General features: G+C 66.2%; 21 protein-coding genes and 2 tRNA genes. 16 read left to right on the top strand and 7 right to left on the bottom strand.

All coding sequences use genetic code 11. The features are described from left to right. Positions 1-16: 16 nt before the first annotated feature. The 4 genes from DFR49_RS06650 to DFR49_RS06635 form a co-directional block, all read right to left on the bottom strand. The gene (locus tag DFR49_RS06650) at positions 17-2,428 is read right to left on the bottom strand and encodes a TonB-dependent receptor (protein WP_245968271.1); all 2,412 of its coding nucleotides are present in this window, start codon (positions 2,426-2,428) and stop codon (positions 17-19) included. Continuing rightward, entirely contained in the window at positions 2,415-3,371 is a 957-nt protein-coding gene (locus DFR49_RS06645; RefSeq protein ID WP_170150947.1) for a FecR family protein, read from the bottom strand. The genes DFR49_RS06650 and DFR49_RS06645 overlap by 14 nt, the downstream gene beginning before the upstream one ends. Before the next feature lie 33 nt (positions 3,372-3,404). Continuing rightward, positions 3,405-3,917 carry an RNA polymerase sigma factor gene (locus DFR49_RS06640; RefSeq protein ID WP_119035318.1) on the bottom strand — a complete coding sequence of 171 codons (513 nt, stop codon included), beginning with the start codon at positions 3,915-3,917 and terminating at the stop codon, positions 3,405-3,407. A 28-nt stretch (positions 3,918-3,945) separates the two neighbouring features. Beyond that, positions 3,946-4,019 (bottom strand) — tRNA-Cys (locus tag DFR49_RS06635). A gap of 158 nt (positions 4,020-4,177) precedes the next feature. On the opposite strand from DFR49_RS06635, the gene DFR49_RS06630 reads away from it, so the two are divergent. The 4 genes from DFR49_RS06630 to DFR49_RS06615 are packed head-to-tail and all read left to right on the top strand — an operon-like array spanning position 4,178 to position 9,682. Then, the gene (locus DFR49_RS06630; protein WP_119034851.1) at positions 4,178-4,843 is read left to right on the top strand and encodes a protein-L-isoaspartate O-methyltransferase family protein; all 666 of its coding nucleotides are present in this window, start codon (positions 4,178-4,180) and stop codon (positions 4,841-4,843) included. Positions 4,844-4,856: 13 nt separating this feature from the next. After that, complete coding sequence (locus DFR49_RS06625) at positions 4,857-6,371, top strand: TolC family outer membrane protein (protein ID WP_245968270.1); 1,515 nt, start codon at positions 4,857-4,859, stop codon at positions 6,369-6,371. Between the two features lie 28 nt (positions 6,372-6,399). Then, entirely contained in the window at positions 6,400-6,864 is a 465-nt protein-coding gene (locus tag DFR49_RS06620) for a DUF2497 domain-containing protein (protein WP_119034850.1), read from the top strand. Between the two features lie 55 nt (positions 6,865-6,919). Further along, on the top strand, positions 6,920-9,682 hold the full coding sequence (locus DFR49_RS06615) for a valine--tRNA ligase (protein ID WP_119034849.1): 2,763 nt from the start codon (positions 6,920-6,922) through the stop codon (positions 9,680-9,682). A gap of 133 nt (positions 9,683-9,815) precedes the next feature. Here the strand turns inward: DFR49_RS06615 and DFR49_RS06610 are convergent, their stop codons facing one another. Then, positions 9,816-10,691: a diacylglycerol/lipid kinase family protein gene (locus tag DFR49_RS06610; RefSeq protein WP_119034848.1), complete on the bottom strand. Its 876-nt coding sequence runs from the start codon at positions 10,689-10,691 to the stop codon at positions 9,816-9,818. A gap of 218 nt (positions 10,692-10,909) precedes the next feature. Here DFR49_RS06610 and hemB point away from each other — a divergent pair, with 218 nt between their 5' ends. Next, a complete protein-coding gene (gene hemB / locus DFR49_RS06605; protein ID WP_119035316.1) occupies positions 10,910-11,899 on the top strand; it encodes a porphobilinogen synthase in 990 nt (329 codons plus the stop codon). Further along, entirely contained in the window at positions 11,896-12,426 is a 531-nt protein-coding gene (locus DFR49_RS06600; protein ID WP_119034847.1) for a GNAT family N-acetyltransferase, read from the top strand. Before hemB ends, DFR49_RS06600 begins: the two co-directional genes overlap by 4 nt. A gap of 133 nt (positions 12,427-12,559) precedes the next feature. On the opposite strand, the gene DFR49_RS06595 is transcribed toward DFR49_RS06600, so the two are convergent. Beyond that, positions 12,560-13,063 (bottom strand): hypothetical protein, encoded by a 504-nt coding sequence (locus DFR49_RS06595; protein WP_119034846.1) that lies wholly within the window; start codon positions 13,061-13,063, stop codon positions 12,560-12,562. An 83-nt stretch (positions 13,064-13,146) separates the two neighbouring features. On the opposite strand from DFR49_RS06595, the gene DFR49_RS06590 reads away from it, so the two are divergent. Continuing rightward, positions 13,147-13,223, top strand: a tRNA-Arg gene (locus DFR49_RS06590). Positions 13,224-13,346: 123 nt separating this feature from the next. Here DFR49_RS06590 and DFR49_RS22215 read toward each other — a convergent pair. After that, positions 13,347-13,772 (bottom strand): LysR substrate-binding domain-containing protein, encoded by a 426-nt coding sequence (locus tag DFR49_RS22215; RefSeq protein WP_170150946.1) that lies wholly within the window; start codon positions 13,770-13,772, stop codon positions 13,347-13,349. A 225-nt stretch (positions 13,773-13,997) separates the two neighbouring features. Here DFR49_RS22215 and DFR49_RS06580 point away from each other — a divergent pair, with 225 nt between their 5' ends. The 9 genes from DFR49_RS06580 to DFR49_RS06540 all read left to right on the top strand — a co-directional run bounded on the left by DFR49_RS06580 (position 13,998) and on the right by DFR49_RS06540 (position 20,583). Then, positions 13,998-14,366 (top strand): RNA polymerase subunit sigma-70, encoded by a 369-nt coding sequence (locus DFR49_RS06580; RefSeq protein ID WP_119034845.1) that lies wholly within the window; start codon positions 13,998-14,000, stop codon positions 14,364-14,366. A 29-nt stretch (positions 14,367-14,395) separates the two neighbouring features. Continuing rightward, positions 14,396-14,731, top strand: a complete 336-nt coding sequence (locus DFR49_RS06575) for a hypothetical protein (RefSeq protein ID WP_119034844.1) — start codon at positions 14,396-14,398, stop codon at positions 14,729-14,731. A 43-nt stretch (positions 14,732-14,774) separates the two neighbouring features. Beyond that, on the top strand, positions 14,775-15,275 hold the full coding sequence (locus DFR49_RS06570) for a hypothetical protein (RefSeq protein ID WP_245968269.1): 501 nt from the start codon (positions 14,775-14,777) through the stop codon (positions 15,273-15,275). Positions 15,276-15,353: 78 nt separating this feature from the next. After that, positions 15,354-16,106 carry a helix-turn-helix transcriptional regulator gene (locus DFR49_RS06565; protein ID WP_119034842.1) on the top strand — a complete coding sequence of 251 codons (753 nt, stop codon included), beginning with the start codon at positions 15,354-15,356 and terminating at the stop codon, positions 16,104-16,106. Between the two features lie 106 nt (positions 16,107-16,212). Continuing rightward, positions 16,213-16,839, top strand: coding sequence for an acyl-homoserine-lactone synthase (locus DFR49_RS06560; protein WP_119034841.1), 627 nt, complete (start codon positions 16,213-16,215; stop codon positions 16,837-16,839). After that, positions 16,836-17,711, top strand: a complete 876-nt coding sequence (locus DFR49_RS06555) for a phytanoyl-CoA dioxygenase family protein (RefSeq protein WP_211325811.1) — start codon at positions 16,836-16,838, stop codon at positions 17,709-17,711. The genes DFR49_RS06560 and DFR49_RS06555 overlap by 4 nt, the downstream gene beginning before the upstream one ends. Then, positions 17,708-18,313 carry a GntR family transcriptional regulator gene (locus tag DFR49_RS06550; RefSeq protein WP_119034840.1) on the top strand — a complete coding sequence of 202 codons (606 nt, stop codon included), beginning with the start codon at positions 17,708-17,710 and terminating at the stop codon, positions 18,311-18,313. The genes DFR49_RS06555 and DFR49_RS06550 overlap by 4 nt, the downstream gene beginning before the upstream one ends. Positions 18,314-18,976: 663 nt before the next feature. Then, on the top strand, positions 18,977-19,489 hold the full coding sequence (locus DFR49_RS06545; RefSeq protein WP_245968268.1) for an RNA polymerase sigma factor: 513 nt from the start codon (positions 18,977-18,979) through the stop codon (positions 19,487-19,489). Then, positions 19,486-20,583 carry a FecR family protein gene (locus DFR49_RS06540; protein ID WP_119034839.1) on the top strand — a complete coding sequence of 366 codons (1,098 nt, stop codon included), beginning with the start codon at positions 19,486-19,488 and terminating at the stop codon, positions 20,581-20,583. The genes DFR49_RS06545 and DFR49_RS06540 overlap by 4 nt, the downstream gene beginning before the upstream one ends. Positions 20,584-20,650: the final 67 nt, after the last annotated feature.

Raw genomic sequence — 20,650 nt, 5'->3', positions numbered from 1 at the left:
TCCCGTAAAAGACTTTCTAAAATCCGAATTCGAACCCGAGGCGCACCGTGCGCGGCCTCAGCGGGGTGATGTGGTCGCTCTGGCCGACGAGGAACGGGCTGCCGAGTGCGAAGCGATTGCCGCGCGTGTCGAACAGGTTGGTGATCCCCAGCGAGACGGCGCGATTGGCGGCGCCCACGCGCAGTTCGAGCCCGGTGTCGAGCAGGTCGCCTTGCGGCTGATCGAGTCGCGGGCCGATGCCGAGCCGCGACTTGCCGATATAGCGGCCGTAGCCGCTCAGCCGCAGCAGCATGCCGCCCCCGATCTCGGCGCCGTAATCGAAGCCCAGGCGCGCGCTCACCCCGGCGATGTTGGGCAGCGAATCGGCGATTTTGCGCGCGGCCGCCGCCGAATCGAGCGCGACGCCGTTCAGTGGGCGCATCAGCGCCGCGATCAGCACCGGCGCGGGCGCGGTGACCTTGCTGTCGTTGAGATAGACCGACGCGTCGAGTTTGAGCGCGGGCACCACGCGCCACGTCGCGTTGATCCCCGCCGAATGGATGCGGCCGTCGCCGATATTGGCGGTGGTCGGGAAACCGACGCCGTCGATCAGATCGGCCTGGATGTCGTTCCAGCGCGTCGCCGCGAGCGAGGCGCCGATCTCGACATTGCCGTCGGTCGCGCCGCCCCAGCGCAGGCCGATTTCGGCGGTGCCGATGCGGTCGCCCTCGAAACGCTGGATGAAATCGCTGTCGATCGAAAGTCCACCGGGCCGGTATCCCTCCTCATAGCGCGCGTACACCATCAGATCGTCGAGCGGATTGTAGCGCAGCGACACCGAGGGCAGCGCCCGCCATTCGCCGCGGCTCGCGCGCGCCGCCGCGTCGAAGCGGAAGGCATAGGTCGCGGGCACGTCCTCGGCGGTGCCCGACAGCCACGAATAGGTGACGCGCCCGCCCGCGCTGATCGCGAGCCGGGGCAAAGGCGCGATCGTCGCCTCGCCGAACAAGGTCGCCTCGTCGATCCGGTTGCGCACCCCCGCGGCGGGCGCGAGCATCGTCACCGCGCCGATCTCCCGGTTCAATTTCGCGCTGTTGTGGAGCAGGCTGACCCCGATCAGCCAGCCGCTGCCGTCCTCGGCGCGCTGCGAGGCCCGCGTCTCGGAGGTGATCATGCGGATCTTGCTGGTCTGCGAAAAGGCGCGCGGGGTATCGCCGGTGGTCGCGTCGAACGTCTCGGCGACATATTGGTCCGACACGCCGGTCGCCGAGACGATCCGCACGTCGCCGATCATCCCGCGCACGGTGAATTCACCGAGCAGATAATCGTTGCGAAACGGCTGCGCGACCGCGCTCGCGCGGCTCAGCCCGCCGTCGGCGCGGTCGGCATATTGGGCATCGTCGCCCTTGATGCTCTGGAACGTGCCCGTCAGATCGACCGTCCAGTCGGGCGCCACCGAAACGCGGATCGCCCCGCGCGCGCCCAGCGTTCGCACCCGGTTGACGTCGTTTTCGCCGCGCCGCCGGTCGTCGATATAGCCGCCGTCGATGCCGCCATAGATGAGCCCGCGGAACGCGGCGCTGCCCTCGGCGATCGGCACGTTGAGCACCGCGCCCGCGTCGCCGCCCGGATCGCCGTGTTCGGTGAGTTGTCCCGCCGCCCACGCGCCGCCGCCGCCCGCGTAGAGATCGGGCGGCATCGGCTCGACGCGGATGATGCCCCCCAGCGAGCCCGCGCCGTAGAGCGTCCCCTGCGGCCCTTCGAGCACCTCGACCGAGGCGACGTCGTAGAGCTTCAGATCGGGGTCGGGCGCGCTGTAGGTCAGCCGCGCATTGCCCCAATATTGCCCGACGGTCGATTGCGTCGGCCCGGTGAAGCTCGAATCGGCCACCCCGCGGATGAACAGCTTGTTGCGGCCGGGGCCGAGGTGCGTCGAGGTCAGGCTGGCGACGCGATTGGCAATGCCGTCGGTGCCCAGCCCGGCCTCGCCGGTCGAGAAGGCGGCGCCGTCGATCACGCTCGCGCTGCCCGCGAATTGCGAGAGCAATGTCTCGCGCTTGCTCGCGGTGACGACGATCTCCTCGGGCGGCGGCGGTTCGAGCGGCGCCGTGCGCGGCAGCGGCACCGGCGCGCGCCGGGGGGCGGCCGCGCGCTCGATCAGGAAAGTGTCGTCGGCGATCCGCCGCGCCCGCGCGCCGGTATCGGCGAGCAGCCTGGCGAGCGCCTCGGCGGCGCTCAGATCGCCCTTGACGGGGTGGACGCGGAGCGGGGCGAGACTCGGGTCGCGCAGCCCGATGCTGGTGCCGGTTTGCTTGCCGATCGCGATGATCGCGCGATCGAGCCGGGTCTCGCTTACCGAAATGGACGCGCGTTGCCCGGCTTCGGCCGGGGCGGCGAGGGTGATCCCGGCGAGCGTAAGCGGGATGAGATAGCGACTAAGGCTGGGCACGGTTCGGGCTGGTCAGGATCCAGCCTTCGCCTTTAGGCGCCGGCACGACCCCGAGCAACGGCGCGATCCGGGCCAGCGTCGCGCTCGGCTCGCCGTCGCCGAGCGTGAGCGTGCCGGTGAAGCGCTGCGCCGCGATCGCCGGCGCCACGTCGATCGGCCGCCCCAGGCTGCGCGCGAGATCGGCTGAGACGGTTGCCAGCGAGGCGCCAGCGTAGACGAGCGTGCCGGTGCGCCAGCCGCCGATATCGCCGGGCGTCATCCGGCCGAGCGTGACGCCGTCGGGTTCGATCAGCAGCGTCGCGCCCGCATCGAGCGCGAGCTTGTCGAGATCGGGGTTGTAGATCACCTTGCCCTCGGCGACCTGGACACGCGTCGTGCGCGCGCTGCGCATCACGTCGAACGCGGTGCCCGCGTCGACCAGCTTGTCGTCGCCGACCATCACGACGAACGGGTCCGAATCGTCGTGACGCACATGGAACATCGCCTCGCCGCGATCGAGGCTCGCGAACCGGGGGGCGGCCTTGTCGAGCGTGATCCGCGTGTCGCCGTTGAGTTCGATCCGTGATCCGTCGGCAAGCTCGATCGTGCGGCGCGCACCGGGTTCGGTCGCGATCGTATAGGGCGCGCTCGGGTCGGGCGCGGTCATGTCGAGCCCCAGCGTCACCGCCAGCGCCGCCGCGATCGCGCCGCCCGCGCCCAGCCACAGGAACCGGCGGCGGCTCGGCCTCGGTGCGGCGGCGGGCTCGGCGAGGGGCGTCGGTGGCGCATCGAACAGCGCGTCGGCGGCGGCGTGCGCGTCGGCCGCGCGATCATAAGCGGCGGCGTGCGCCGGATCGGCGGCGAGCCAGTCGGTGAAGCCGTCCCAATCACTGAAATCGACGTCGGCGACGCGAATCGCCCACAAGCGTGCGGTCTCGCGAAGCTGGTCCGAAGGTGCGGTCATGGCCATATCCAGGACACGACGGAGCGGGGTGGGTCATTCCGCATCGAACTGCTCCCGAAGTTCGTCGAGTGCGCGATAGGCCTTTTGCAGATCCTTCTCCACCGTGCTCAGGCTGACCCCCAGGTCGCGCGCGATCTCGGCCTGGCCCATGCCGTCGATGCGATAGCGGCGGAACACGGCGTCGGCGCGCTCGCCGAGCCCGGTCAGCACCGCCTCGGCCTGGCGCAGCCGCTCGCGCGCCAGCAGCACGCGCTCGCCGCTCGGCGGCGGGGCAGGGGCGCCGTCGCTCTCTTGCCAGTCCTGTTCGCGGCGCGCGCGCGCCTGATCGGCGCGATGGCGATCGCGCATCAAATTCTCGGCGGCGCGGAACAGGTACGACATCGGTTGCGCGACCGGCCGTTCGGGCTGGCCCGCGATCTTCTGCCAGAGTTCGTGGAACACGTCCTCGGCATGGTCGCCCGCGCCGCGCGCCGCCAGAAACCGGACCAGCCGGGCGCGGTTGTCGAGGAGGATGGCTTCGAGGCCGGTGGTCGGCGCAGCGGTCATCGCGTCAGCCGCCTTCGTGCAAAACATCTGGAGGCCCGACCGGGAATCGAACCCGGGTGCAAGGATTTGCAGTCCTCTGCGTCACCACTCCGCCATCGGGCCGGAGCGGGGGCAGATGCGCAAGCCCGCGCCGCATGTCAACCGTCATGCCCATGAAAGTGGCGTGACGTTCTTGGCGCGCAGCGGCGCGCACGATACAAGCCGCTCGAACCAATAAGTGTATTGCATGACTAAAACAGTTGTGCGACAGGGATGCGATCATGATTCAGCAAGCGACCGACACGACCGATTTCACCGCCATGCGCGAGGCGATGGTGGCGAGCCAGTTGCGCACCAACGCGGTGGACGATCCCCGGATCGTGGCCGCGATGCTGCGGGTGCCGCGCGAAGCCTATCTGCCCGAAAGCGTGGCGCGGCTCGCCTACCGCGACACCGCGGTGCCGCTCGGGCGCAATCGTGCCGCCAACGTGCCGGTCGCCACCGGGCGGCTGCTCACTGCTGCCGATATCGCGCCGACCGATTCGGTGCTGCTGATCGGTGCTGCGGGCGGTTATACCGCGGCCGTGCTGGCGGAGCTTGCCGCGACGGTGACGGCGGTCGAATCCGATCCCGATCTCGCCGGGGCGGCGCGTGTCGCGCTCGGCGATGCGCGCGTCACGCTGGTCGAAGGTCCGCTCGAGGCGGGGGCGCCCGCCGGGGCGCCGTATGACGTGCTCGTCGTCGATGGCGCGGTCGAGCATCTGCCCGATACGCTGGTCGCGCAGGTCCGGCCGGGCGGCACCGTCGTCGCCGGGCTGATCGATCGCGGCGTGACCCGGCTCGCGGCCGGGGTGCGGACCGAGGGCGGCTTCGGGCTGCGCGCGTTCGCGGACATGGATTGCGTTGCGCTGCCGGGTTTCGCGAAACCGAAAAGCTTCCGGTTCTGATTGGGGGATGCCCTTGACGCTTCGACCTGTCCTGCTTGCCGGCGCCGCGCTGGCGCTGATCGCCGGCCCGGCCTCGGCGGAGACGCTGCGCGAGGCGCTGCTCAAGGCCTATCAGACCAACCCCACGCTCAACGCCGCGCGCGCCAACCAGCGCGCGAATGACGAGAATGTGCCGATCGCGCGCTCTTATGGGCTGCCGCAGGCGTCGCTCAACGGCGGCTATACCGAAACGCTGCGCTCGGCGAGCAACATCTTCGCCTCGACGCCGCGCTCGATCGACGCGCAGGCGAACGTGTCGCTGCCGGTGTTCAATGGCGGCGCGGTGCGCAATGGAGTCGCGGCGGCAAAGACGCGCGTTGAGGCCGGCCGCGCCAATTTGCGCGGCACCGAGGCCGATCTCTTCGCCGCCGTCGTCGCGGCCTATATGGACGTGATCCGCGACGAGGCGATCGTCTCGCTGAACCAGCAGAACGTCCACGTTCTCGACGTCAACCTCCAGGCGACGAACGACCGCTTCCAGGTCGGCGATCTCACACGCACCGACGTCGCCCAGTCGGAGGCCCGGCTGGCGCTCGCGCGCAGCGATCTCCAGACGGCCGAGGCGAATCTGATCAGCAGCCGCGAGAACTACGTCCGCCTGGTCGGCGGCCCTCCCGGCGAGCTGGAGCCGCCGCCGGCGCTTTCCAGCCTTCCGGCCAGCCCCGATTCGGCGGTGGATGTGGCGATCGAGAACAACCCCATGCTGCTCGCCGCGGTCAAGCAAAGCAGGGCGGCGGGGTTTGACGTAGGCGTCGCGAAGGGCCAGCGGCTGCCGACGGTCAGCGTTGTCGCGGGCAGCAACTACTTCAACTATCTCGGCTCGTCGCCGGGGACGAGCGCGGGGACGGCGCAGAATTCCGGTCTCGGGGTGACGGGGGGCGTGACGCTCTCGATCCCGCTCTTTCAGGGCGGCCGCCCCGCCGCGCAGGTGCGCCAGGCGCAGGCGCAGCACAGCGAGGCGATCGAGCACGCGATCGACATCGAGCGCACCGTCATCGCCAACACGCGCTCGTCCTATGCCGTGTGGCAATCGGCGCAGCAGGTGATCGCCTCGTCCGAAAAGGCGGTGAGCGCCAACCGGCTGTCGCTCGAAGGCGTGCGCGCCGAAAACAGCGTCGGCAACCGCACCATCCTCGATATCCTCAATGCCGAGCAGGAATTGCTCAATTCGCAGGTCACGCTCGTCACCGCGCGGCGCGACGCCTATGTCGCGGGCTTCTCGCTGCTCGCGGCGATGGGCAAGGCCGAGGCGCGCGATCTCGGGCTCGACGGCGGCGTGCTCTACGATCCGGTCGCCAATTACGATCGCGTCCACCATCGCATCTGGGATTGGGATAGCGATCCCCGGCCGCAAGCGGTCAGCACCGGCACCGCCGAAACGCCCGCGCAGGGCGCCGAAGTGCACGACACGCTCGATCCGATCCTCGATACGCCGGTTGACAGGAGCCTTGCGAATCCCGCAGGTGACACGCTTTCCGATCGTCCATGAGGGCGGTCCCATGCGCGTGGGGTTGAGGATGGGGGACGTGAGCGCCGAGCCGTCGATGGAGGACATCCTGTCCTCGATCAAACGCATCATCGCCGAGGAAGGCGATGTGTCCGCCTCCGCCAAGGCGCGCCGTGCCGCGCGCGGGGCGCCCGCGCCCAAGCCCGCGGCCGCCGAGGACGAGGCGCATGAGGATAGCGAGGAAGTGCTCGAACTGAGCGATCCGGTGCCGACTCCGAAACCCGACGCCAAACTCGCCTCGCAGGGGCGGCGCGAACAGATCCTCTCCGAACAGGCCGCGCAGGCCAGCCGCGGCGCGCTCGCGTCGCTCTCGAAGCTGATCGTCAAGCCCGAGACCGAGGGCAGCGACACGCTGCAAGGGCTGGTCGAGGATATGCTTCGCCCGATGTTGCGCGACTGGCTCGACGCGCATCTGCCCGAACTGGTCGAGAAGATGGTGGCGCGCGAGATCACGCGGATCACCGGGCAGGAGTAATTCTCGCGGCCACAGGCTTGGCGAACCGCGCCTCGCCCCGCTAAGGGCTCGTCGCATGACTGAGCTTGCCAAGACCTTCGACCCCGCGTCAATCGAACAGCGCTGGTACGCGCATTGGGAGGAACGCGGCCTGTTCCATCCCGCGCGGCCGGGCGCCGAGCCGTGGACGATCGTCAACCCGCCGCCCAATGTGACGGGCAGCCTCCATATCGGTCATGCGCTCGACAACACCTTGCAGGACATCCTCGTCCGCCACGCGCGGCTCAAGGGCAAGGACGCATTGTGGGTGGTCGGCACCGATCACGCGGGCATCGCGACGCAGATGGTGGTCGAACGCCAGATGGCGCTCAAGCAGGACAAGCGCACCAATTACACGCGCGAGCAATTCATCGACAAGGTGTGGGAATGGAAGGCCGAATCGGGCGGCCAGATCACGCAGCAATTGCGGCGGTTGGGCTGCTCGATGGATTGGGCCAACGAACGCTTCACGATGGACGAGGGCTTCTCGAAGGCCGTGCTCAAGGTCTTCGTCGATCTTCACAAGGAAGGGCTGCTCTACCGCGACAAGCGCCTCGTAAACTGGGATCCGGGCCTCGGCACCGCGATCAGCGACCTCGAAGTCGAGACACGCGAGTTGCAGGGCAGCTTCTGGCACCTCAAATATCCGCTCGCCGACGGCACCGGGTTCATCCACGTCGCCACCACGCGGCCGGAGACGATGCTCGCCGACATGGCGGTCGCGGTGCATCCCACCGATGAACGCTACGCGACCCTGATCGGCAAGATGGTGCGGCTCCCGATCACCGGTCGTGAAATTCCGATCGTCGCCGACGAGCACGCCGATCCCGAACTCGGCTCGGGCGCGGTCAAGATCACGCCGGGCCATGATTTCAACGACTTTGAGGTCGGCAAGCGCGCCGGGTTCAAGGCGTCAGACATGCTGAACATGCTCGACGCCACGGCCAAGGTCGCACAGACCGCGGATGGGCTGATCCCCGCCGACCTGATCGGCCTCGACCGGTTCGACGCCCGCACGCGCGTCGTCGCGCTGCTCGACGAGGCTGGCCTGCTCGAGCGCGTCGAGGATCGCGTCATCCAGACCCCCTACGGCGATCGTTCGGGCGTGGTGATCGAGCCGTGGCTGACCGACCAATGGTATGTCGACGCCGCCACGCTGGCCAAACCGGCGATCGAGGCGGTGCGCTCGGGCAAGATCAAGATCGTCCCCAAGACGTGGGAAAAGACCTTCTTCAACTGGATGGAGAACATCCAGCCGTGGTGCGTGTCGCGGCAACTCTGGTGGGGCCACCGGATTCCGGCCTGGTATGCCGACGACGGCCGCATCATCGTCGCCGAGAGCGAGGAAGAAGCGCAGCGCGAAGCAGGCGAGGGCGTACCGCTCCGCCGCGACGAGGACGTCCTCGACACCTGGTTCTCCTCCGCGCTCTGGCCGTTCGCGACGATGGGCTGGCCCGACGTCACGGCTCACCCTCACCCTTCCGCGGCTTCGCCGCTCCCTCCCTCTCCCGATGGGAGAGGGAAGGGGCCCGCCGCCGAAGGCGGTGGGAAGGGTGAGGGCGATGATCCCATCCAACTCGCCGGCCGCTACCCCAACGATATCCTCATTTCCGGCTTCGACATCCTGTTCTTCTGGGATGCGCGGATGATGATGCAGGGCTTGCACTTCATGGGCGATGTTCCCTTCAAGACGCTGTATCTCCACGGCCTTGTGCGCGCGTCGGATGGGCAGAAAATGTCCAAGTCGAAGGGCAATACGGTCGATCCGCTCGGGCTGATCGATCAGTACGGCGCCGACGCGCTGCGCTTCTTCATGGCGGCGATGGAAAGCCAGGGCCGCGACATCAAGATGGATGAGAGCCGCGTCGCGGGCTATCGCAACTTCGCGACCAAGCTGTGGAATGCGACGCGTTTCTGCCAGGCGAACGGCATCGCCGCGAGCACGACGCGCGATGCGCCGCCGGCCACCCTCGCGGTCAACAAATGGATCATCGCCGAGACCGTCGAGACGGTGCAGGCGGTCGATCTCGCGCTGGCCGACCTGCGCTTCGATGGGGCTGCGAACGCGCTCTACCACTTCGTCTGGAACCGCTTCTGCGACTGGTATCTGGAACTGATCAAGCCGCTGCTCGGCACCGCCGATGGCCCTGCAATCGGCGCTGAGGCGGACGAAACCCGCGCCGTCGCCGGCTGGGTGCTCGATCAGATCCTGGTGCTGCTCCACCCGTTCATGCCCTTCATCACCGAGGAATTGTGGCACGCGGGCGGCGCGCGCGACCACGAATTGATCGTCGCGCACTGGCCCGGCGCCGACGCGCGGAGCCTCGATGCCGAGGCGGTGAAGGAAATCGACTGGCTGATCCGCCTGGTCTCGGATCTGCGCACCGCGCGCACCGAACTCAACGTGCCGCCGGGCGCGCGGATGCCGCTCCACGTCCGCGATGCCTCGGCACAGACGGCTGAGCGCCTCGCCCGCCAGGCGGCCGCGCTCGCCCGGCTGGCGCGTGTCGATGTCGCCGAAGGGGACGTGGGCGCCGGTGGTGCCGCGCAGGTGGTGGTCGACGAAGCCACCTTCGTCCTCCCGCTGGCCGGCGTGATCGATCTCGACGCCGAACGCGCGCGGCTCGCCAAGGGCGTTGCGGCGGCGGAAAAGGAACGCGATGCGCTCGCCGCCCGGCTCGGCAACCCGAGCTTCGTCGAACGCGCCAAGCCCGAAGCGGTCGAAAAGGCCCGCGCCGACCACGCCGACAAGGCGGCCGAAGCCGAACGCCTGCACGCCGCCCTCGCGCGGCTGGGCTAACCCGCCCCCACCGTCACCCCAGCGAAGGCTGGGGTCCATCGCTGTCTCGATGGCGACTGGCGGATGGACAAATCGCAACGGACATGAACCCCAGCATGCGTTGGGGTGACGGATTCGCGGCGCCACCTCGGAGCTACGCCGGCACGATCACCTCGATCACCCCCGCCGCGATCCGCGCGGTCACCGGCGTCGTTGCCAGCACCTCGCCGTCGATCGAGATCGGCAGCGGCGGCCGCGTGGAAACGCGCAAGGCCTTGCCGGTGAAGCTCACCGTATCGTCGTGCCGCGCCGCCAGCCGCAGCGCGCTCGCCGCCCAGTTCTTGAGCAGGCGGCGCTTGAACGATCCGGTTACCGCCTGGACGATGATCTCGCCCGAATCGACCCGCGCCTCGTCGACGATCTCGGTGCCGCCGTGGAAGCCGCCGTTGGAGATCCGCACCTCGACCACATCGACGTTGCGCCGCACGCCCGCGTCCTCGATCGTCAGTTCGAAAGGCCTGAATTTGGCATATTGCAGCGCCGCCCAGCTCAGATAGCCGACGCGGCCGAGATATTTCTTCACGCCGTGCGGCACCGACTGCGCGATCTGCGGGGCAATCCCGATCGCGGCGCAATTGGCGAAATAATCCTTGTCGATCATGCCGAGGTCGATCCGCTTGCGCTTGCCGGTGCGCAACACCTCGACCGCGCCCGCGATATCGAGCGGAATGCCGAGCGTGCGCGCAAAGCTGTTCGCGGTGCCCAGCGGCAGCACGCCCAGCGCGGTCCCGGTGCCGACCAGATGATTGACCAGCCCCGAAATCGTGCCGTCGCCGCCGCCGAGGATCAGCAGATCGGGCTTTTTCGCGAGCGCTGCCTTGATGATATCGTCGAGCGTGCCGGGATCGTGGACGGCATGGGCATCGACCGGGAAGGGCAGGGCCTCCAGCGCCGCGCACGCCTCGTCGAACTGCGCTTGCCCCTTGCGTGACTGGGCGTTGACGATCATCGCGGCCGATCGGATGGTCATGGATTCACTCGCGCTGTCCTACACGAGCCCGATTTGATACAGCGGTCCCGATGCGACCGCACGCTTGTTTCGACACCTCGGCCCGTTTCAATGTTTCGAATTTTGGGTATGGGAAAACCCAAGGGGCGCTACCGTAGCCTTTGTAACCTTTGATGGGTGCGGTCGGCAGCCGCCGCGCCGCTTGCACCTTTCTGCGCATGGACGCACAGGATCATCCCATGAGTCATTATCCCGCCCTTCGCCTTCGTCGCACCCGCGCCTCCGGGTGGAGCCGCCGCCTCCACGCCGAAACCGTGCTGACCCCGGCCGATCTCGTCTGGCCGCTGTTCGTGGTCGAAGGCAAGGGCGTCGAACAGCCGATCGCGAGCCTGCCGGGCGTCTCGCGCTGGTCGGTCGATGGCATCGTCGCGCGCGCGAAAGAGGCGCGCGATCTCGGCATCCCGTGCGTCGCGTTGTTCCCCTATACCCAGCCTGATCGCCGCAGCGATGACGGGCGTGAGGCGCTTAATCCCGACAATCTGATGTGCCAGGCGATCCGTGCGCTGAAGGATGCGGTGCCCGAGGTGGGTGTGCTCACCGATGTCGCGCTCGATCCCTACACCAGCCACGGCCACGACGGGCTGCTCGATGCGGCCGGCTATGTCATCAACGATATGACCGCCGAGGTGCTTGTCGCGCAGGCACTCAACCAGGCCGCCGCCGGCGCCGACATCATCGCGCCGAGCGATATGATGGACGGCCGCATCGGCCTGATCCGCGACGCGCTGGAGCGCGACAGCCATATCAACGTCCAGATCATGTCCTATGCCGCCAAATATGCGAGCGGCTTCTACGGCCCGTTCCGCGACGCGGTCGGCAGCCGCGGGCTGCTCAAGGGCGACAAGAAGACCTATCAGATGGATCCCGCCAACTGGCAGGAGGCGCTGCGCGAGGTCGAACTCGATCTCGACGAGGGCGCCGATAGCGTGATGGTCAAGCCGGGCTTACCCTATCTCGATATCATCACGCGTGTAAAAGACGCCTTCGAAGCTCCTGTATTCGCCTATCAAGTTTCCGGCGAATACGCGATGATCGAGGCCGCCGTCGCCGCTGGTGCGGCCGATCGCGATGCGGTGGTGCTCGAAACGTTGCTTGCCTTCAAACGCGCCGGTTGTTCGGGGGTGCTCACCTATCACGCGCTCCACGCCGCGCGGCTGCTTGCCGGGTGATCGAGTCCGAGCGCCTGATTCTGCGGCGCTGGCGCGCGGCCGATCGGCCGGTCTTTCACGCGCATTGCAGCGATCCTGCGGTGATGGAATTCCTCGGCCCGCGCCTGACCCGCGCCGAAACCGACGCCGCGCTCGATCGGCAGAACGGTTATCTCGAAAGCCACGGCTATTGCTTCTGGGCGGTCGAGCGCCGCGCGGATGGGGCATTGCTCGGCTCTTGCGGGCTCAAGCCGGGCGCCCCCGACACTCCGATCGCCGACGATGTCGAAATCGGCTGGCGCTTCGGCCGCGCCTATTGGGGGCAGGGCTATGCCCGCGAGTCCGCCGAGGCGAGCCTCGCCTGGGGCTGGGCCAACACGCCTGCCCCGCGCATCGCCGCGATCACCGTTGCCGCCAACACGCGCAGTTGGGGGCTGATGGAGCGGCTCGGCATGGCGCGCGTCGCCGATGGCGATTTCGATCATCCCGCGGTGCCCGACGGCAGTCCGCTCAAACGCCACATCCTCTATCGGATCGCGCGACCCTAGAGTTTGATCCACTTGCGTGGAAGCGGCACCGGCCCACTCCCCCACCCGGCCACCCAATGTAATTATCCTATGGGTGGCCGGGTGGGGGAGTGGGCCGGTGCCGTACCCCGATTCAGCGTAGCTGAATCCAACTTTAACCGGTAGGCAGCCGCGCTGACAGCGCCGCGATTCGCGCGGTTTGCGCCGCGACCTGCGCCTGTGCCCGCGCGCGCAAGCGTTCGAGCGCGGGATAGGCCGGCGCCCCGGTGATGCCGTGATCGGCGGCGCGTTGGTCGAGGTCGCTCAGGATCGCGAGGCTGGTCGCGCGATCGTCGTCGAGCCCGGCCAGCGCGACTTGCGCGTCGAGCCACGAATCGCTGCCGGGCGCCGCGCCGCGCGCCGCGTCGATCAGCGCTTCGGCGCGGGTCGCGTCGCCGGCGAATCGGTCGGCGGCCGCCGTCAGCGCCTTGGCCGCCCCGCCGATCGCGGCGTCGAGCGCCGGATCGGGCACGACCGCTGCGAGCGGCGGTGCGTCGGGCTCGTCGAAGCTCAGCTTCTCATTGGCGCGCGGCAGCAGCGACGGCGCGTCGACGGTGGTCGGGGTGCAAGCTGCGATCAGGATCGTCGCGGCGAGCAGGGCAGAGGGGAACCTTGTCATCGCAAATGGTCTATGGTGCCCGAAAGCCCCTCGCAACGGGGTTGCGCAATCCGCCGACCCCTTCTATGTCGCCACCACCCTGCGCGCCCGTAGCTCAGCTGGATAGAGCATCAGACTACGAATCTGAGGGTCGGACGTTCGAATCGTTCCGGGCGCGCCATTTTTTCCAAAGTTATTTCAATGGCCTGGGTGACATGGCGAAATCTGTGTCGTCATAATTTGGCGTTTTATGACGTTGTTATGACGTTGAAAATCGCTCGACCGGCGAATCGCGTTAATTTTGTCACTTGCTGACAGGCTTATCCGCTTGAGACTCCCGGTAGCGGAGTGCATCGACCAGAAGCGTGAATGCAGCGGTGGGTTGGCGACGGCTCGGGTAATAGAGGTGGTAGCCTGGAAATGGTGGACACCGATCTTCGAGGACGCGGATCAGCCGACCTGACTGTAGGTGGGGCTGCACCTGTCGCTCTGTGAGATAGATCAGGCCAAGGCCGGCGAGGCCGGCTTCCAGAATCATCATGCTGGTGTTGAACACAAACTGTCCGTCGACGCGCACGTTCACTTCGCGCCGGTTCTTCTCGAATTCCCACACATACACCCCACCGTGCGTCGGTGTACGCAGGTTGATACAATTGTGGTTCGTGAGATCTTTCGGCGTGCGCGGCTTCGCGTAGTGGGCAAAGTAGGCCGGGAATCCCGCGACCGCCATGCGCAAGTCCGGGCCGATCCGGGATCGAAGGCGACCCGTCCTGTTCGAGCGCCTTCCCCAGCGTGATGTAGCGCTGCGACTCCAGGAAAATGATGACGTTGCAGAGGACTGGCGCTTGCGGGATATTGATTCGCTCTGAGCACAAATCTCAACTGTGGGAGGGATTCCGCGACGACCCCGCCATTCGACAAGCTGTCCGAACGACAACGCATCTATCTTCGCCATGTGTTCCAGCATCGGACGTCGGACGAGATCGCGCATCTCGAAGGGGTCAGCGCGCGTGCGGTCGACAAGCAGCTTCTCCTCGCCAAGGACTTGTTGGGTGCGACAAGCCGGTTCGAGGCTGCAAGGATGTTCGCCGAGTTCGAGGCAGGGGTAGAAAGATTCTACCCTGCAAGTATTGCACCTACCCGGCCGGAATTCTGGCCGCTTCCATTGCCCCTGCCGACCAAGCGGGCGGCGTTGAACACCTTGTCGTGGCGGCAGGTGCTGGCGTGGGGCGCCATCATTGGCATCGTTACGCCGATCGCCCTGACTGTCGCGGCTATGGTGCTCATCGTCCTTTCGTTGTTGTTCGGCATTAACCCGAGATGAGTGGCGTCCAGGCGCCATCGGAGAGGCATATGGAAAAGCTCAAAAACACAAGCAGGGTCATCGCAACCGAGCTGCGGCAGGCAGAGCGGTCGATCAATCTGGCGCAGCGCGACGTGGCGCAATTCCTGCTGACGACGCTGGACGCAACCGAAGCCCACAAGCTTTCCCCTGCGATATCGCTTCCTACCGTGCGTGCGACGCTGGGTGCGTTGACCGCGCTTGCCGACGGGCAGAGCCAAATGTCCGTCCGCGCCCATATCAGCGCCGAGCGCGCGGGACAGGGTCTCGGCCTCGACGAAATCGCCTGGGGGTCGGGCTCACCGAAGCCTGCCCTCGCGGCGATGGAAGAGGCAGTGGCGGCTTGATCGCGCTTCGGTCTGCCGAATGAATTCGGGATGGCCCCTCGCGGTGACATACAATGTCGTGCTCCTCGGGGTATGTGGCTTTGCGTTGCTCCGCGGGGGCCGTCCCGAACGCATCGGCGCGTGCATCAACTTGCTCGGCTCCTATCTGACGACCGGACTGAGGCTGGCGGATTCGCACTTCAATACACCGGCGGAGATCGTCATCGTGGTGATCGACTCCAGCGTAACCGTTGGCTTCTTCTGGTTGGCGATCGCCACTGTGCGGTTTTGGCCGATCTGGGCATTTGGATTCGCGTTGGCCAACATCTCAACGAACGTCGCCGGCGCGTGGGTGCCGCGAATGCCGCTCTTTGCCTATCTCACGGGGCTAGGGCTCTATGCGTACCTTGCTCTCGGCGCTCTGCTTCTAGGCACGCTCTATCTGCCGCGCTCGGCCAGTCCCTGGCTGCGTCACGGTGGCCGCGGCGTTCAATTTGTCGTGGAAAGCGGACCCACACCCGATCCTCCAGATAGAGGACGACCCGACGCTCAACGTGACAATTGATGTCGCGGGTCCAAAGCATGAAAGGCGTGCCACGGAGCTTGCGGGTTGGATACGCGCCCAAGGCCGTAGCAGCGAACTATGCGTATCAAATTGGCGGAAGACCTCGGCGGAGGCATCCTGTCCGCGACATCAGCTGACGATCTCCATGAGGCGCTGTTGCGATCGGCGCGAGAAATGGGCTTCGGCCATTTCGCACTCTCGCTGGAGATCGGTTCCGGCGGTGATGCAGGGACGTCGGTGCTGATCCACAATTATCCGTCCTCGTGGGCCGACGTTTATGTCGGCTTCAATCTCGGAGCCAGCGACCCGATCCGACGCGCGGCCGAACGCAGTCTGTTGGGGTTCCGATGGGATGACGTACCGACACTGATTCCGGTTAGCGATCTGGAACAGGCGATGTTCGATACCAGCCGCCGTCACGGCATCGCGGACGGTTATACCGTCCCAAGACATTTGCCTGGCGAGGTGACGGCATCGTGCAGTTTTGTAACTGGACCGCTCACTGAGCTGCCCGTGTCCATGCTGTTGATAGCAGAGTTGATTGGCGCATTTGCGATAGCCGGTGCTCGCCGGATCGCAGGCTGGGCGCCGTCGTCAGATCGACCCAAGCTGACCGACCGCCAGCGGGATTGCGTATTGTGGGCGGCGCGCGGCAAGTCAGACTGGGAAATATCGCGCATCCTCGGAATCAGCCACGACACGGTGACGACGCACGTGAAGGAAGCGCGGGATCGCTATGATGCGCATAAGCGTTCGTCGCTCATCCTGTGGGCGCTGTTCGACGGCTTGATCAGCTTTGCAGACATCTTCCGATGGCGGGAGAATGCGTGACCGAAAGACCATCGTTCTCCCGGTCGCCTCCCCATTTCTGGGTATGGGCGAACTGCCCGGACCGATGCTCTCCTGCGCGTGCGGATAGCCCGCGTGGGAGAGCAGGATGTTACGAGCGACCGAGGAGAGGCCGGCGATCGATGAGGACGTGGCGTTGCGGGCGATGTTCCGTGCCCGCAAGGAAGTCTTCATCGACCTGCTGCAATGGGATTTGCCGACGCTGGCAGGCGAGTTCGAGATCGATCAGTTCGACGATCGGGATGCCGCATATCTGATCTTGATGGGCCGCGACGGGAGGCATCGCGCGTCGGCCCGGCTGCTGCGGACCGATCGTCCGCATCTGCTCGGCGATCTGTATCCGCACCTTTGCGCCGGGCCGGTTCCGTCCGGACCGACGATCAGGGAGATCACGCGCTTTTGCCTTGATCGGCATCAGCGCGCGGCTGAGCGGCGCGCCGCCCGGAACCAGCTCGTCACCACGCTCGCCGAATATGCGCAGGAGAACGGCCTTTCCGGCTATACCGGGGTCGCTGATCTGGACTGGTTCGAACAGATTCGGCGGTTCGGCTGGACCTGCGAACCGCTCGGCCAACCGGTCGGCCACGATGGTCGTTGGCTGACGGGGCTCCACATTGTCATCGAGCCTGATACGATCGAACGCCTGCGCCGTGGCGGTGTCTATGCGGAGCTGACCCATTTGCTCGCCATGCCGGCGGCGGGGGGTGTGCGGTGAAGCTGGTCCCCTCCTTCGCGCGGAGCGCCGCCGATTGGTCGGCGCAGCTATTGCGCGATGGCTATTGCATCATCCCGGATGCGCTGCCGCGGTCGGTGCTTGGTGCCTTGCAGCGCGATCTCGACGAGGACTTCCGCGCTACCCCGCTATCGCAGGGACGGTTCTACGGCGAGCGGACGAAGCGGTTCGGCAGCCTGTTGCGCCGTTCAGGGCGGACATCGGCGCTTGTAATGAATCCCACGATCCTGATGATGGTCGAGGCGGTTCTCGGTTCGGCCTGCGATCGTATCCAACTCAATGTCGCGCAGGCGATCGAGATCCACCCCGGCGAGGTTCGCCAGTTCCCGCATCGCGACCATGACATGTGGCAGGGTGAAAAGGGCACACACGAATATCTGGTCAACGTAATCTGGCCGCTATCGCCGTTTCGGCATGAGAATGGGGCGACGCTGATCTATCCCGGGAGCCACGGCTGCGACGGGATGGCGCGCGAGCATCTCGGCGATCCGATCGCGGCGGAATGCGATCCCGGTGCGGCGATCTGTTTCCTCGGCTCGACCGCGCACGGTGCCGGAGCGAACCTGACCGACCTTCCACGTCGCGCCATAGTCGTGGGCTATTGCCTGGGCTGGCTCAAACCTTACGAAAATCAGTGGCTCGCTTATCCCCCTCCGATCGCGCGGACTTTCCCGCGCGAGCTGGCCGAGCTGGTCGGCTATGTCCAGCATCGCCCCAATCTCGGCAATTATGAAGGCCAGTGTCCGTCGATCCTGCTGGGAGACGAGATCCCTGACCGCATCGGAGCAATCGACGCCTTGCGGCTGGATCAAGAGGCGATGCTGGAAAATTTCTCGGACGAGAATGAGCCATGAGCCCGGCGCATGTACTCGAACCGACTTATGACGCGTTGCGGCGCCGGTTGGTCGCTGGCGACTGGCCGCCACGTTGCCGGCTCGAGGCAGCGCGGCTGGCGGAGGAACTCGGTGTAAGCATCACCCCTGTGCGCGACGCCCTCAATCGCCTGACGGGCGAGCGTCTGGTCGAGTCCGAGCCGGGCGAGGGGTTCCGCGTTCCACGCCTCGACGGCGCTGATCTCAGGACGACATTCGCGTGGCACCACCGCCTGATGGCAATGGCGATCCGGTGGCGGGGAGGACCGTTTCCCGCGATCGAGATTCCGCGAGGCCATGACGGGATTGGAGAGCGCACCGCATTGCTGTTCGGCTCGATCGCCGCGACGGCGCGCAATGGCGAGCTGAACCGCGCGGTCAGCCAGGCTGCAGCGCGCCTCAACCCCTATCGGCAACTGGAGCTGAAGGCGCTCGATGACCCCGAAAAGGAGCTTGCCGCGCTCGAAGCGCTGACCGGCGGCCGGTCCCGCGCTGCGTTGCTGGCGGCGATCGGCGACTATCATGCGCGCCGGAAGGCGGCCGCCGACCGGTTGGCTGAGCTCGTGCGCGGCGAGGATTTGTGATTCCGCTCAGCCTGAAGGGCGGAAATGACCGGGTGGTGACAACGCGCGTTGGATGCACGCACCGACGCCTTTAGCTCCAGCCTGGACATGCGCGCCGGCTACCCGGTCATGCCTTCCGCGGGAGGCCCGGGAGGCATTGGAGATATTGGGGTTGGGGGCGATGACAGGCAAGCCGAAACGGTGCCGGACCGGGGCAGATTTCGGCGCGACAGACTGCGCCAAGGCTCGGTTTCCAACGTGCATTGGTGTCGATATGCCGGCAATCTGTGCGGCGGCTTCGACTACCGCGCTGTCGGTAAGCTCCGCGAACAGAACGCTGCTGCATGGGAGTCGGCCGCGCTGCCCCCCTATATTGCATTTTCGTTCAGCCTGACTCATGCTCGCACCGTGCCGCGACATTCTGGCAGCCGCGGTGCTTTGACCATAGCCAGGCATTATGAACGACAGACCAGAACGGTCCGTCGGCCGCATCGAAATCACGGCGCCGATTGTCGCCTGGTCGCGGCATGGCCCTGGGAGTGCGGCAGACCGACACCGTTCGGGCTGGACGATGCCGCGTAGGGCCGTCTTGTGTCTTCCTCGCCTTGCTCGCCTTTGTCTCCGAACCGTCCGCCGCTGTCGGCTTCGTCTGGCTGCCATAATAGCCGATCCGAGTTTGCGGCGGTGGAGGTCGACGCGCCGAAGGTGCCGACACTCGAAGAGATGTTTCGGGCAGAGCGGGCTCGCATGCTTCGCTACATTGCGCGCCGCGTTGGCTGGGATCAGGCGCCCGACGTGGTGCAGGAGATTTTCGCGCGCGCTGCCGGCAGCCAGCAGGCGCCGCAGCTCGCCAATCCGATCGGGTTCATCAGAAGGATCACCCGCAACTTGCTGATCGATATGGCGCGCCACCGCGAGAGGAACAAATTCGTGACGTTTCCCCTGGATGATCAACGCGACCTTGGCGTTGCACCCGAGCAGGGATTGGATATCGAGGCACGGGATCTTCTGCGTGTTTACAACGAGGCAGTCGCGCGCTTGCCTGAAAAGACGCGTCAGGTATTGCTGATGCGCAGGGACGATCGGCTGAGCTATCAGCAGATTAGCGAGGAACTTGGCATCGCGGTGGATACGGTGAGATATCACGTCAAGCGAGCGAATGCCTATATCGCCTCGGCAGTGGAGGCGCATCGATGAGCGATGAAAATTGGCCGGACGATATCCAGCCGACGCCGCTCATGGAGCAAGCGACGTCGTTGATCTCTGATCTCGATGAAAACCCGTCACCGGAAAATTTCACGGCGTTGAAGGCCTGGTACGAGGCTTCGGTGGACCATCGGCGGACTTTCGCCTCGGCGATGTTTTCGTCGGTGATGGAAGAGTCCACTCGCCGTCGGATCGAGGAAACCCTCGGACGAGAGTTTGAGGTGATGCCAAATCTTCCCGGCGCCGGTGCCGATGAGACGCGGGCGACAGCGACGAGCCCACGCGCTCAGCCGTGGGGTCCACGGAGATCGCCGATGGGAGCAAGACCATCGGTCGGAGGCCGCAGACGTCGCCTCGTTTTGATTGGCGTAGTCGCCGCGGCATCGGCGGCTGTGCTTGTGCTTGCGGTCGGACTCACCTCGGTTTCCTTGTTCAGCCCGATCGCCACGCCGGCAAACGCTCAAACCTTCGAAACCGGACACGCCCAGATTCGCTCATTCTCGCTGTCGGACGGTTCGGCCATGACGCTCGACGCTGATACGCGCGTGGAGGTGACGATCGATCGCAAACACCGTCAGGCGCTGCTTCGCCAAGGTCGGGCGCGATTCATCGTCAAACCCGATTCGCGGCCATTCACGATCGAGGCGGCGAACGGGAAGGTGCTATCCGGCCAGGGGACGGTCGATGTGCAAGTCGATAAGGCGCGCCAGGCTGATGTTCGGCTTCGAGCGGGTTCCGCGAGCCTGCAAGTCGAGGGACGCGATGCCAAGCCGTTGGTGGTCGACCAGCCGATCGTGTTCTCGGCAGCGAGCGCGAGGCCGACACCTGTCGTGGCGCCACCGGATGATACGCGCGATTGGCCGTCGGGCTGGGTTGAATACCGGACGATCGCGTTGGGCGCGTTGGTGACGCAAGCCAACCGTTACGCTAAGACGCCGATTATCCTCGATGATCCAAGCCTTGCGAGCTTGCAGGCCTCGGGTCGGTTCAAGCTCACCGATACCGAGAACTTCGCCAAGCGTATCGCGGAGCCGTTCGGCCTGCGCGTGTCTCGACGCGGTGATGGAATACATCTGAGCCGATAAGATTTTCGGGAGAGCTCTGACCCTCCGAAAATTATCGTCGTCACCTTCCTTCCGAGAAGCGAGCCGA

It is taken from the genome of Hephaestia caeni (assembly GCF_003550065.1).
GTDB lineage: Bacteria > Pseudomonadota > Alphaproteobacteria > Sphingomonadales > Sphingomonadaceae > Sphingomonas > Sphingomonas caeni_A.
This window is presented reverse-complemented; position numbering and strand designations above follow the sequence as displayed.

What these genes read in the sequence shown, in the direction of transcription:
- DFR49_RS06645 (WP_170150947.1), bottom strand. Translation starts at nt 3,371, where the DNA reads ATGACCGCACCTTCGGACCAGCTTCGCGAGACCGCACGCTTGTGGGCG.
- DFR49_RS06640 (WP_119035318.1), bottom strand. Translation starts at nt 3,917, where the DNA reads ATGACCGCTGCGCCGACCACCGGCCTCGAAGCCATCCTCCTCGACAAC.
- DFR49_RS06630 (WP_119034851.1), top strand. Translation starts at nt 4,178, where the DNA reads ATGATTCAGCAAGCGACCGACACGACCGATTTCACCGCCATGCGCGAG.
- DFR49_RS06620 (WP_119034850.1), top strand. Translation starts at nt 6,400, where the DNA reads ATGGGGGACGTGAGCGCCGAGCCGTCGATGGAGGACATCCTGTCCTCG.
- DFR49_RS06615 (WP_119034849.1), top strand. Translation starts at nt 6,920, where the DNA reads ATGACTGAGCTTGCCAAGACCTTCGACCCCGCGTCAATCGAACAGCGC.
- DFR49_RS06610 (WP_119034848.1), bottom strand. Translation starts at nt 10,691, where the DNA reads ATGACCATCCGATCGGCCGCGATGATCGTCAACGCCCAGTCACGCAAG.
- hemB (WP_119035316.1), top strand. Translation starts at nt 10,910, where the DNA reads ATGAGTCATTATCCCGCCCTTCGCCTTCGTCGCACCCGCGCCTCCGGG.
- DFR49_RS06595 (WP_119034846.1), bottom strand. Translation starts at nt 13,063, where the DNA reads ATGACAAGGTTCCCCTCTGCCCTGCTCGCCGCGACGATCCTGATCGCA.
- DFR49_RS22215 (WP_170150946.1), bottom strand. Translation starts at nt 13,772, where the DNA reads ATGGCGGTCGCGGGATTCCCGGCCTACTTTGCCCACTACGCGAAGCCG.
- DFR49_RS06575 (WP_119034844.1), top strand. Translation starts at nt 14,396, where the DNA reads ATGGAAAAGCTCAAAAACACAAGCAGGGTCATCGCAACCGAGCTGCGG.
- DFR49_RS06565 (WP_119034842.1), top strand. Translation starts at nt 15,354, where the DNA reads ATGCGTATCAAATTGGCGGAAGACCTCGGCGGAGGCATCCTGTCCGCG.
- DFR49_RS06560 (WP_119034841.1), top strand. Translation starts at nt 16,213, where the DNA reads ATGTTACGAGCGACCGAGGAGAGGCCGGCGATCGATGAGGACGTGGCG.
- DFR49_RS06550 (WP_119034840.1), top strand. Translation starts at nt 17,708, where the DNA reads ATGAGCCCGGCGCATGTACTCGAACCGACTTATGACGCGTTGCGGCGC.
- DFR49_RS06540 (WP_119034839.1), top strand. Translation starts at nt 19,486, where the DNA reads ATGAGCGATGAAAATTGGCCGGACGATATCCAGCCGACGCCGCTCATG.